An 11,183-nucleotide genomic window follows, 5' to 3' on the forward strand; every position below is an offset into this window, starting at 1 on the left:
GGCTACTTCAGACGGGTGGCGACGTCGACCAGGGAGCGCTCGCGGGGGTCGAGGAGGACGCCCTCGACGTTGTCGGCGATGCCCTGGACGACCTTCTCGTGGACCAGTGGGATCACGGCGTCGGTGCGCAGGATCTCCGCCTCGGCCCGCATGATCTTCTTCTGCCGCTCGGCCGTGTCGCCTTCCTCGGCGGCGGACTTGATGGCCTCGTCGACCTTCGCGTCCTTCAGACCGGCGATGTTGTAGACGCCGTCGCCGGTGTAGTCGCTGGCGAGGTAGCCCACCGCGTCACCGGTGTCGAGGAGGGTGACCCGGGAGAAGACGAGCGCGTCGTACTTGCCCGCGAGGAGGTCGGCCTCCATCTGCGTGTACTCGCGTACGTCCTGCTTCACGGTGAACCCGGCCTTCTCCAGCTGCTGTTGCAGGACGGTCGCGGCCTCGGGGAGTTCGGCGCGGTTGGTGTAGGTGGCCAGACGGAGGGTCTTGCCCTTCGTCTCCGACTTCACCTGCGCGGTGGTCGCGGCCTTCGCCCGGCCGGTCACCTCGACACGCTGCTCGGCGGCCCAGGGGACGGCCGGCCCGAACAGGCCCTGCGCGGGGTCGGCGTAGCCGCCGAAGACGGAGTCGACGAGGACGTCGCCGTCCACGGCCTCGCGGGCGGCCGACCGCAGTCCGGCGTCGGTGAACAGACCGCTGGCGGTGTTGAGGATGAGGCTGTCGGTGCGCACGGAGGGCACCTCGTGGCGGGTGCTCTCGTCGAGCAGCTTCGCCTGGGCGGTGGGGATCCACTCGGCGATGTCGACGTCGCCGCCGCGCAGGGCGTTGGCACGGGCGGTTCCGTCGGCTATCCAACTGACGTCGATGCCGGACGCCTTGGCCTCGCCGCCCCAGTAGCCGTCGTAGCGATTGAGCGTGGCCTTGGTCTTCCCGGTGAGCTTGGTGATCTCGAAGGGGCCGCTGCCAGTGCCGACCGGGCTGACGGTGCCGTCCTTCGCGTACGCCTTCGGGGAGAGGATGCCGAGGGCGGGGCTGGCGAGCCGCAGCGGGAGCACCGGGTCGGCGCTCTTGGTGGTGATCGTGACGGTGTCGGCGTCGTCGACCTTCGCGGTCAGCGTGACATCGCTGAGGACGCGGGGCTTGGTCTCGGCCTCGTTCGCGTGGTCGAGGGCGTTCACGACCGACTCGGCGGTGACTTCGGCGCCGTCCTGGAAGGTGGCTTCGCGCAGCTCGAACACCCAGGTCGTGGCGTTCTTCTGGGTCCAGGACTTCGCCAGGGCGGGTGCGGCGACACCCTCCTTGTCCAGCGCGGTGAGGCCCTCGGCCACGGAGAGCTTGCTGAGCACGGTGGCGTCGTTGCTGTACGGGGACAGGGCCTGCACCGGCGGCACCGCGAGGGCGACCCTCAGCCGGCCCCCCGATCCCGCGTCGCCACTCGTGCCCGAGCCGTTCTCGCTCGACGCGAAACAGCCGACCAGCAAGGGGCTGAGAGCGAGCGCCGCGAAGAGGCCGCGGGAGGTGGTGCGCATGGTGGGGTCCTGTCGTACGGGGCTGGGGCGGCCCCCGCTCGACCGAAGCCCGCGAAGGCCTGGCCAGCATATAAGGCTAGCCTTACCGAATCACCACGGGGCTTGAAACCTGAATTGGTGGGCCCGCCCGCAGAGTCGCGGACTTCGCCGTGGGCGCCCTGACCCCTGACCAGGTCGCGTGTGGGGCTACCGCGTGCCGCAGTAACCCCACGACAGCAAGGACGCGCCGGCGGGCGCGATCACGGCCCGCCGCACGCGCAACCGGCCGAACGAGGACGGGATCGAGATCTCCCTCCCGTACGCCGACTACTACCTGCTCGACTCGACGGCATCCTGCGCGTGCTCCGGCCGCGGGACGTCAACCCGCGAGGGAGTCCAACTGCCCGCCGCCGGGCGCAGATCCCACAGATCACCGCCCGGCGGCGCTTGGAGCAGCGGCACCGCTCCGCGCGCCCGCGCGTCCCCCGCGTCGGCAGCCGCGTGAACGACGTCGGTCGCCGCGTACCGGAGGAACCCGAGCTCCGGATGTGGCCAGGTCTCCGCCCCGGTCGCGGCGGGCAGCAGATAGTCCACGGCCTTGAACAGACTCTGCCCGTCCGGGCCCCGGTACGCCCACAGGTTCACGCCGACGTGCCGGCCGACGGCCGCGAGCCGGGTGTGGGCGACCAGGGTGAAGGTCGAGTAGTGCCAACTCCTGGTGCGCGCCAGTTCCTTCGGCTGGCTGCCGTCGGACGCGATCTGCGGCGCGATGCGCGCGCTCCGGGCGTTCAGAACCGTGCGACGGGCCAGGTCCTTGTCACCGGTCGCGTAGGCGAGCGCGGCGAGCTGCATGTCGTAGAAGGTGCCGTGGTTGTTGGTCGCGGCGGCCTCCTCCTCACCGAAGTCGCTGTTCCTGAGCCAGTGCAGGAAGTCGGTGTTCCATTTCGCCATGCCGGCGCGATCAGTCCCGGTCCAGCCCGGGGCGCCGGTGTCCAGCAGAGCGAGCGCGTCGAGGACGCTGGTGAAGGACTGGGAGAAGTCAATGATGCCGATGGCGCGGCCGTCGTACTTGCAGGGGATGAACTGCGCGTGGTTCAGGTGCGGGTTCATCCTCGTGGCCGGATCGAGGAACCAGGTGCGCAGAACCTGTCCGGCCTTCTCCGCGTACCGCCTCTGGTCGGTGTAGTACCAGGCGAGGGAGAGGTCGTACGCGGCGTCGAAGGTCTTCTCGACGTCCTGCCGGTCGGTGCCCGAGTCGACCTCGGGGTTGCGCTCGCCGTCGCGTTGGACGTACGGGCAGCCCCACGGGTTGTCGGCGGTCGGCGGCCGGGAGGGCCACCAGTACGGGGCCTGGCTGAGGTAGTCGTGGACGTCGCCACCGGGCGCGGGCCTCGGCTTGTCGACGACCGTCCAGGGGCCCTGGCCCAGCCAGTCGTCGGCGCGTTCCGTCAATGCCTTCAGGGCTTGGCGCAGTTGGCGGTCGCCGCGCTGCAGACGGAGCTTGGTCTGGTGCAGACGGGTGCCGTCCAGTACGGCGGTGTGCGGGACCTTGGACGCGGCGTGTGCGGTCATCCGCGCCGACGCGGCGGGGACGGCGCCGGCGGCGAACGCGGCGAGAGCCACCAGGAGGACGCCCAGGCGTGAGAGTGCGCTCATGGATCCACTCCGTTCGTGTGGGTGAACGTGCGGTGTGGTGCTCCGTGCGCTACAGCGCGCGCTGCGCGGCGTGCAGGTTCCGCGGCCGTACCGCGTGCGGGCTGCCGTACAGCTCCAGGCGCGTACGCAGATCTCCCGTGAAGTCCGGGACGTCGATCTGGTCGAACTCCCTGACCTCGTCGATGCCGACGGTGGCGGAGTACGGTGCCAGGCCGTCGATCTTGACCAGGCCCGCTCGGGAGTTGGTGACGCGGATGTTCCAGTGGGTGAAGCGGGCCCCGAACAGGGGGCCGGCGCTCGCGTCACCACCGTGGCGGCCGTTGTTGTTCAGGGTGATGTCGGTGCGGACGTTGGCGAAGGGCAGGCCGCGGTGGCTGTCGAAGGTGCCCATCCGCATGTCGCCGCGGGACCAGACGTTGTACGAGGACAGCCCCTCGACGTTGATGCCGTGCAGTTGGGTGCCGGAGGGTGTGGGGCTGGTGCGCTCCTCGATCGTGAAGTCCTCGATGAGGTTGTCGTGCGATCCCTCGCGGCAGAAGTAGGGGTGATGGGAGCCGCGGCCGGTGACACGTGTCCGTCGCAGGGTGCACGCGGAGGAGGACACGAGACCGAAGCCGTTGTCGACGTGGCGGACCGTCACGTCGTCCACCCAGCAGTCGTACGCGCACTGCAGGACGACCCCGTTGTGGCCCTTGTCCAGCAGATGCGGCTGCTGGGGAGTCTCCGTCGCCTCCAGGGTCAGGCCCTCCACCCCCGCGCCTGTCAACTCCGGGACGTGCGTGGTGAGTTGAGGCGTCCATTCCGGCCGTACGTCGAGCGGGAGCGGGCGTTCGAGGGTGACCTTCCGGCCCCGGACCCGGACGACACGGACGGGCCACTCGTAGGGGACGTACGACGTCAGTTTCGTCTTGTCGTCCCAGGAGTAGGCCTCCGGGCCGGGGCCACCGCCGCACATGTGCTCGAGGAGGGTGTGGTCCGCGTCGTCGGCGAGCCGGAGGAGCACCAGGGCGCCGGGGCGCAGCGACGAGGGGTCCGTCACCGTGATGGTCCATGCGCCCCGCCGGGCCGGATCGACCGCCGTGAGTGCACGCCACTCGTCGCGCCGGTTGCCCGTCCAGCCCTCGAAGGGCCACGCCTTCGCCCTGATCGCGGCGACTAGAGAGGCCCAGCGGGCCCTGGGGGCCAGCCAGATCAGGCCGCCCGCCCACGACCAGCCCGACTTGTCGCCGCCGTAGCGGGAGCCGTACACCCCGATCAGCTCGGTGAGGCTCTTCGTCGCGTACAGCGTCGTACGGCGGCTGCCGGCGCCCCTGAGGATCACGTTCGAGCGATCCAGACGGATCACGTCGTCGATCCGGAACGTGCCGGGCGGGATGGTGACCGTGCCACCGCCTGCCCTGCCGGCTGCGGCGATGGCAAGGTTGATCGCGGGTGCGGAGTCGGTCGTGCCGTCCGGCACGGCGCCGAAGTCGCGTACGTCGGCGACAGCCGGGCGGCGGGGGAGCCGGACCGCCCCGCCCCGGCAACCCGCTCGGCCGATGTACGGGATCTGCGGGTGCGTGAAGGGGGTGCGCTGGAACTCCCGCCACAGGAGTGGAGTGCCGGACGGCGGCCGTGTACCCGCCGGGTCGGCTGCTGCCGCCGCGGCCGCCGCCGTACCGGAGCCGACCGCTACGACGATGGCGCTTCCCAGGAGAGCCCGTCTGGTCATGCCCATGACATTCGGGCCGTCATTGGTGGCTGTATGTGCGTCTCTCATGCCCGTTCGCCCTTCCCATGGTCTTTCATGGATGTGAACGACGTTCAGATGTGCGCTGAGCGGTGAGCATGCCACGACGTTCTTGAGCGCGAAAGGGCTCGTGCGGCGTTCATTGGTTTGGACCTTTGTGGCGGGTGTGCCATCGCCGGGTCAGATGGCTGAGCCACCGCGACTCTGCCCCTTCATGACGAAAGCCAGGGCCGGGACGCGGTCGGTGGCGAAGAGTCACCTGATGTGCGTCGCGGGCCCTGGCTGATGCGCTGATCAGGGCATGGTCAGCTGACGGGCAACCCCCAGCGGGGTGCGTCCGCGTTCGGGCGTACGGGCCTGATGGTCAGGTCGGGCCGGTCGCCCTTGGGGATGATCAGCGCCGAACCGCCTTTGCCCAAGGGGACTTGGATCGCGCCGTCGTCGGCGGCGGAGTAACGGAGAGGGCGCCCTCGCCCGTCCCGTACATCGATCGGTCCCACGATCCCGTGCCGTACGACACAGGGGGCGCCCGCCTCGCTGACCAGTCGTACCCAGCGCGTGGTGCCACCCCGGCGGTGCGCACTGAGCAGAAAGGCGCCCTGTGTGCGGAAGTTGTGGACCGTCAGATCGGCCCACGAGGCGGGCAGGGCGGGGAAGACCCTGATGATGTCGCCCCACGACTGGCACACCATGTCGTGCAGTGACTGGGCCGCGGACAGAGGTGTTTCGATCACCGGCCCCGACTCCTGGTACATGGTGTTGGGCTTGATGAACCGGGTCATCAGCTCGCCTAGGTACCGCAGCGCGTCCTCGCCCTTGCCGAGCAGCGCGGACACCGAGGCGGCGCCCGTGAAGGTGTATCCCTGGAGGGCGCCCTCGAAGCCCACCCAGTGCGCCAACGACTTCTCGATGAGGGCGCGTTCCTCGGCGGTGCGGCCGGTCACCTCGTGCAGGGGGTAGACCGCGAGCAGATGGGAGTAGTGACGGTGGGACTTCGCGAAGGGGATGTCCGCGCCGATCATGAAGCCGTTCGCGTCCGTCGGGTACGGCACGCGCTTGGTGAGAACCTCGCGCCAGCGGGGCGCCGCCGCGTCGTCGATGCCGAGGAGCTCGGCCGATTCGAGAAGGGTGCGGCACCCCCAAGTAAGGAGCATCAGGTCGTAGTTGCAGTCGCGTGAGTTGCCGCCGTACTCGGGGGAGAAGGTGGCGGGCAGATGCAGTCGGCCGTCCGGGCCGGCCTCCAGGAAGTGCAGGTAGTAGTTGATCGCCCCGCGCAGGAGCGGGAACAGGACGTCCCGGAGGATCCGCTTGTCCATCGTGTGCCGGTAGCTGAGCCAGACGTTGTGCAACGCCCAGGTCAGGTTGCCGACTTCGGGGGTCGGCGGGTCCTGGCCGGGGATGCCGACGCCGTAACCCATCAGGGCGCTGGCCGCGCCGTTGACGAGGCTGGGGTCGGTGGTGCGGGGAATGCCGAGCGAGTCGGCGCGGTACGGTGCCGGCACCTCCTTGGCGAGGGTTTCCCGGAACTCGCTCAACGCCCGGGTGATCGCGTCGAGTTCGAGGTGGTTGGAGCCGTGGATGAGCCAGTACTCCAGCTGCGCGTTGAGGTTCCACCAGGTGTTGGGCCACGGTGTGGGCTCCAGCCAAGGGCCGCACGTCGCCATCACCGGGGCGTCGCGGCGGGCGGCGGAGGCGGTCTTGTACAGCTGGATCCAGTAGAAGCGCTGGATACGGGCGTCGGGGACGGACAGGAAACTCTTGCGGTAGTAGGCGCGCCACCATGCGCGGTGGGGTGCGGCCAGGGTCGAGTAGGGCAGTCGGTCCGCGGCGCGGACCGCCGCGAGGGCCCGGCCGAGGGCCGTGGTCCGTGGATGCGAGTGCGCGACGTGCGCGTACAGCGTCCGCGTGCGGCCCCTGGTCCGCTCCCGCCACGCGGTGACGTGCTGCCCGCCGGCGAGCAGCGGCTGTACGGCGGCGGTCACTCCGTCGTGGTCGGCGACCTCGGCGGGCGGGTTGCCCTGGTAGCCCTCGGGCAGTGGCTTGAAATCGGCCCGCGGACTGACCGCGTCCGCCGGGCGGAACACCCAGCGGAAGTCCCGCTCGCCCTTGCTCGGCGTCACTTCCACGGCGAGGAGCGAACGGTCGTTGTGGACGATCGCGCGCAGGGAGAGCGTGCCCCGTTCCGTGGTGATCGTGCCGGTCAACTCGGCGTCATGCAGGGACAGTCGCCAGTCCAGACCCGTGATCGCGCCCACCGGCTCCAGCGTGAAGTGTCCGATCGGCAGTCGGGCCAGGCCGAACAGGGAGCCGAACTCCGGCCGGTGGTCCTGCACTTCGGAGTGCTGGACGTTGAAGCGTACGGCCGTCGACGCGGCGCCCGGCTCGGCGTAGATCCCGGAGCCGAGGAAGCCGTTGCCGAGGTACGGGCCCTCGTACCAGGTCGTCGGCATCCGCTGCCAGACCAGGTCGGCGTCGTCGAGGACGGTGCGCCAGGGGTCGAGCGGGTTCGCGGCGGTCCCGGTTCCGGTCCCGGTCATGGTCTCGGCCTCGGCCGGGGTGGCCGCGGTGGCCTGCGTGGGCAGACCTGAAGCCAGTAGTGCGCCGCCGAGGGCGGATCCGGTCGCGAGGACGGTACGTCTGGACGGATCGGGCGCGGAGGGAGAGGGCATGGTGCCTCCAAACAGGCTCACGCGAGTCATCGGAGCTATACCGCGATGAAACATAGGGATGGGGTGAGCCTGCGTCAATGAGGGGGTATTGGGAAGATATAGCTCCGATGTATAGACTGCCGTGCGCCAGGGCTCACGCTGGTTCGGCTGCGGGCTGCGGGCTGCGGGCTGCGGGCTGCGGGCTGCGGGCAGGGGGCGCAGGGGGCGTGCGGGCTCACCCTCCCCGCATCCACGCCCGGGTGCCGAACGAGGCGCACGCCCGCGAGGCCACGGCGGCCGCACCCCGCAGGGCCTCGACGAAGCCTTGTGACGTCAAGGCCCCCTGTAGCGCGAGGCGATGGGCGAGGGCCCCGTGCAGGACGTCCCCCGCCCCCAGCGTGTCCACCACCCGTACGGCAGGCACGTCCACCGTGCCCCCGCCGTCGGGGCCGGCCCACACGATGGGTTGCCCTCCCCGGCTGACCGCAGACCAGCCCACCCCGTGGTCCCGCAGGAACCGCAGGGTCTCCGTCGGCGTGTCCGCACCGGGCGGGTGGAAATCGTCCGAGCAGACGGCCACGTCGATCGACGACAGCAAGGTCTCCGTGCCGGCCTTCCAACTGCCTCCGTCCAGGACGGTCCGACGGCCGGCGGCGCGGGCGGCAAGGGCGGCCTCCACAGCCAACTCCCTGTGGTGACCGTCGAGTTCGACGATGTCGCAGGCGGCCACGAGCGCGTCGAGATCGTCGGGTGGGGTGAGCCGACATCCCGTCGCATTGGTCGAGGCGACGGCTCGGTCCCCGCTGGACTCGGTCACTACAATGGACGACACGGCGGGCGGCTCGACCGAGTCGGCAGTCAGGTCCACCACGGTCACACCCAGCCGGCTCAGGTCTGCCGCGACAGCGACTCCCAGCGGATGGGAGCCGATCGAGGTGAGCAGCGTGGCCGCGCCGCCCAGGTGCGAGAAGGCGGCGGCCGCGTTCGCCGCCGGCCCGCCCGCCGCCACGACCTGCTCACGAGCGGTCAGCTTCTCGTTGGGGCCCGGCGCGTGCTCGACGAGCTGGATGACATCCAGCGTGCACAACCCGACGAACAGACCACGAGGGCGTCCTCGCGGCGCCGCCACCACCATCCCCTGCGACGACTCCGTCAAGGTCTCCCACACCCCTCTCGCCCGGTCGTCTCGGCGACCGTCCTCAAGGATCGATCCGCCGACCGTGGGCGTTTGCCGGTACCGCGTCGAACGTATGCTCCGACCGTGCCCGAGACAGAACTCATGCGACTTCCCGACATGCCGCTGCACGATCCGTTCATCGTCGCCGACTCCGAGACCCGTTCCTACTACCTCTACACGTCCAACGACCCCTCCGTGTCGGGCGTGGACGGCACCGGAACGATGGTCTACCGCAGCCACGACCTGCGCGACTGGACGCGTCCCGTGGTGGTCTTCCTGACCGCCGACCAGCCGGGGATCTGGGCGACCGACGGCGCGTGGGCGCCGGAGGTGCACGCATGGGGCGGCAAGTACCACCTGTTCACCACCCTGCACAACGAGGACAGACCCCTGCCGGTGTCCCCACCCAACCGATGGGGCACACCGTTCCAGATCCCGAACCACATGCGCGGCACCGTCACCGCCGTATCCGACTCGCTGCTGGGCCCCTTCACGGTCGTGGACCCCTCACGCCCCACACCGCCCGAGAACCTCATGACCCTCGACGGCACGCTCTACGGCGACCCGTCCGGACAACCCTGGATGGTCTACGCGCACGAGTGGCTGCAGACCATCGACGGAACCATGGAAGCGATCCGCCTGGCCCCGGACCTGTCCCGGACCGTCGGGGACCCCCTCTTCCTGTTCAAGGGATCGGACGCGCCCTGGCTCGGCGAGCAGATCCCCGGCGGCGCACCGCATCAGCTCCCGCCCTACATCACCGACGGACCGCAAACGCACCGCGCCCCCGACGGATCACTGCTCATGCTGTGGTCGACGTACGAGAAGAACCTGGCCGGCGAGGATGGCACGATCAGCGGCGGATACGTGCAGACCTACGCCGTCTCGACGTCCGGCGACATCACCGGGCCGTGGAGCCAGCAACGACCCCTGGTCCGGGACGACAGCGGCCACGGCATGCTGTTCACCACCTTCGACGGCCGACTGATGATGATCCTGCACCGCCCGTTCGACAACGCGCGGGGCAAGCTGTACGAGATGCGGCTCGATGGCCACGAGCTGAGCGTCCTGCGTCAGCGCACCGATCTCGACGGCGGTGGATGACAGCGGATCGACCAGGGCGGAGGGCCGAGCTCAGGATTTGCCGGTCGCTTCGGCGGCGCTGTCGGCGGCGGCCGTCTCGTCCTGCGCCATGCGAAGAAAGCGGCGGATCGCTTCGACCGACATGTCGAGGGCTTCGGACGCGCCCTCCTCGTCGCCGAACACCTGCACCGCCTCGGTGACGGCCACGGCCAGCTCGGCTTCCGCCTTGCGGACCTTGACCTCGGCCTTGTCCACGGTGTCGACGACCGACAACTGGCGGCGCTGCTTCTCCTGGAGCCGCTGCTTACGGGAAAGAGTCTTGTCAGAGTTCTGCACAGTCATGACCAAGATCATAATCGGCCGGGCGCACCCCATGAAATTGTCAACGCACGGGCGGCGCGAGGGTGTTGACGGCCGGGAGTCTCGGCGGCCTATGGGCCCGTGGTGGCTGTCCGGTCGGCGCGGCCGCCGGCTCCCAGCAGGCCGGTGGATTCGAGTGCGCTGTGCACTTCGAGGCGGGGGAGTGTGCGCCGGGTGGAGCGGAGGACGAGTGGCGGGACGGCGGCTCGGGTGATTTGGATGAGGCGTAGCCATGGGGGGATGTAGACGGCGGTCTGCCGCTGCTCCACGGCGCGTGTCAGGCGGGCGGCGACGGTTTCGACGGGGCTGATGCGGCGGGTGGGGGGTGGCATGTGGGCGCGCAGTTCGCGTAGGGCCGTGTGGTGTTCGGCGTCCCGGATCATGTCGGTGTCGGTCCAGCCGAGGTAGGCGATACCGACGGCCACGCCGTGGTGCGCGGTCTCGGCGCGCAGGGTGTGGGTGAAGGCTTCGACGCCGGATTTGGAAGCGCAGTACGCGCTCATCATGGGGGCGGCGCCGATCGCGGCCAGTGAGGCGATCTGGAGGTGGTAGCCGGCGGTCACCATGAGGTCCGGCAGGAAGGCCCGAGCGGTCTGGGCGCTGCCGATGAGGTTGACCTCGATCACGCGTCGCCACGTCGCGGGATCGGACAGCGCGAAGGGGCCGCCCTCGGCGATCGCGGCGTTCGCCACGACGACGGACGGTGGCCCGAGGCGTCCCCGGATCTCCTCGGCGGCCTCGGCGAGGGCGGTGTCGCCGGTGACATCGGCTTCGATGGCCAGCGCTGTCCCGGGAAGCGCGGCGGCCGTGGTTTCCAGCGCGGGTCTGTCGTGGTCGAGGAGGGCCAGCCGTGCGCCCCGCCGGGCGAGCGCGTCCGCGAGAGCCGCTCCCACGCCGCGCGCTGCTCCGGTCACCACGACGGTCCGGTCTTGGAGGGGACTGTCCTGCACGGCGGGGTCCTTTCTGGACGGACGGTCCGTTTTGGCCTGGTGGCCTGGTGGCCTGGTGGCCTGGTGGCCTGGTGG

7 protein-coding genes and 2 pseudogenes are annotated in these 11,183 nt (G+C 70.2%); 2 read left to right on the top strand and 7 right to left on the bottom strand.

Going from position 1 to position 11,183, the window contains the following annotated elements; all coding sequences use genetic code 11:
* Positions 1 to 2: 2 nt before the first annotated feature.
* Complete coding sequence (locus ACWD26_RS16540; protein WP_451270520.1) at positions 3 to 1,526, bottom strand: ABC transporter substrate-binding protein; 1,524 nt, start codon at positions 1,524 to 1,526, stop codon at positions 3 to 5.
* A 125-nt stretch (positions 1,527 to 1,651) separates the two neighbouring features.
* Here ACWD26_RS16540 and ACWD26_RS16545 point away from each other — a divergent pair.
* A pseudogene (locus tag ACWD26_RS16545) lies at positions 1,652 to 1,889 on the top strand (glycoside hydrolase family 88 protein); the annotation flags it as partial.
* On the opposite strand, the pseudogene ACWD26_RS16550 reads toward ACWD26_RS16545, so the two are convergent.
* The 4 genes and pseudogenes from ACWD26_RS16550 to ACWD26_RS16565 all read right to left on the bottom strand — a co-directional run bounded on the left by ACWD26_RS16550 (position 1,885) and on the right by ACWD26_RS16565 (position 8,673).
* Positions 1,885 to 3,161, bottom strand: a pseudogene (locus ACWD26_RS16550) (alginate lyase family protein). The pseudogenes ACWD26_RS16545 and ACWD26_RS16550 overlap by 5 nt on opposite strands.
* A 49-nt stretch (positions 3,162 to 3,210) precedes the next feature.
* Positions 3,211 to 4,878, bottom strand: coding sequence for a glycosyl hydrolase family 28-related protein (locus tag ACWD26_RS16555; RefSeq protein WP_451270522.1), 1,668 nt, complete (start codon positions 4,876 to 4,878; stop codon positions 3,211 to 3,213).
* A 317-nt stretch (positions 4,879 to 5,195) separates the two neighbouring features.
* On the bottom strand, positions 5,196 to 7,559 hold the full coding sequence (locus tag ACWD26_RS16560; protein WP_451270524.1) for a glycosyl hydrolase family 95 catalytic domain-containing protein: 2,364 nt from the start codon (positions 7,557 to 7,559) through the stop codon (positions 5,196 to 5,198).
* 214 nt (positions 7,560 to 7,773) lie between these two features.
* Complete coding sequence (locus ACWD26_RS16565; RefSeq protein WP_451270585.1) at positions 7,774 to 8,673, bottom strand: PfkB family carbohydrate kinase; 900 nt, start codon at positions 8,671 to 8,673, stop codon at positions 7,774 to 7,776.
* A 144-nt stretch (positions 8,674 to 8,817) separates the two neighbouring features.
* On the opposite strand from ACWD26_RS16565, the gene ACWD26_RS16570 reads away from it, so the two are divergent.
* Entirely contained in the window at positions 8,818 to 9,819 is a 1,002-nt protein-coding gene (locus ACWD26_RS16570) for a glycoside hydrolase family 43 protein (protein WP_451270587.1), read from the top strand.
* A gap of 30 nt (positions 9,820 to 9,849) precedes the next feature.
* Here the strand turns inward: ACWD26_RS16570 and ACWD26_RS16575 are convergent, their stop codons facing one another.
* Positions 9,850 to 10,140, bottom strand: a complete 291-nt coding sequence (locus tag ACWD26_RS16575; protein ID WP_451270526.1) for a hypothetical protein — start codon at positions 10,138 to 10,140, stop codon at positions 9,850 to 9,852.
* A gap of 89 nt (positions 10,141 to 10,229) precedes the next feature.
* Positions 10,230 to 11,108, bottom strand: coding sequence for an SDR family oxidoreductase (locus ACWD26_RS16580; protein WP_451270528.1), 879 nt, complete (start codon positions 11,106 to 11,108; stop codon positions 10,230 to 10,232).
* Positions 11,109 to 11,183 lie beyond the last annotated feature (75 nt).

The organism is Streptomyces sp. NPDC002787 (assembly GCF_053592095.1).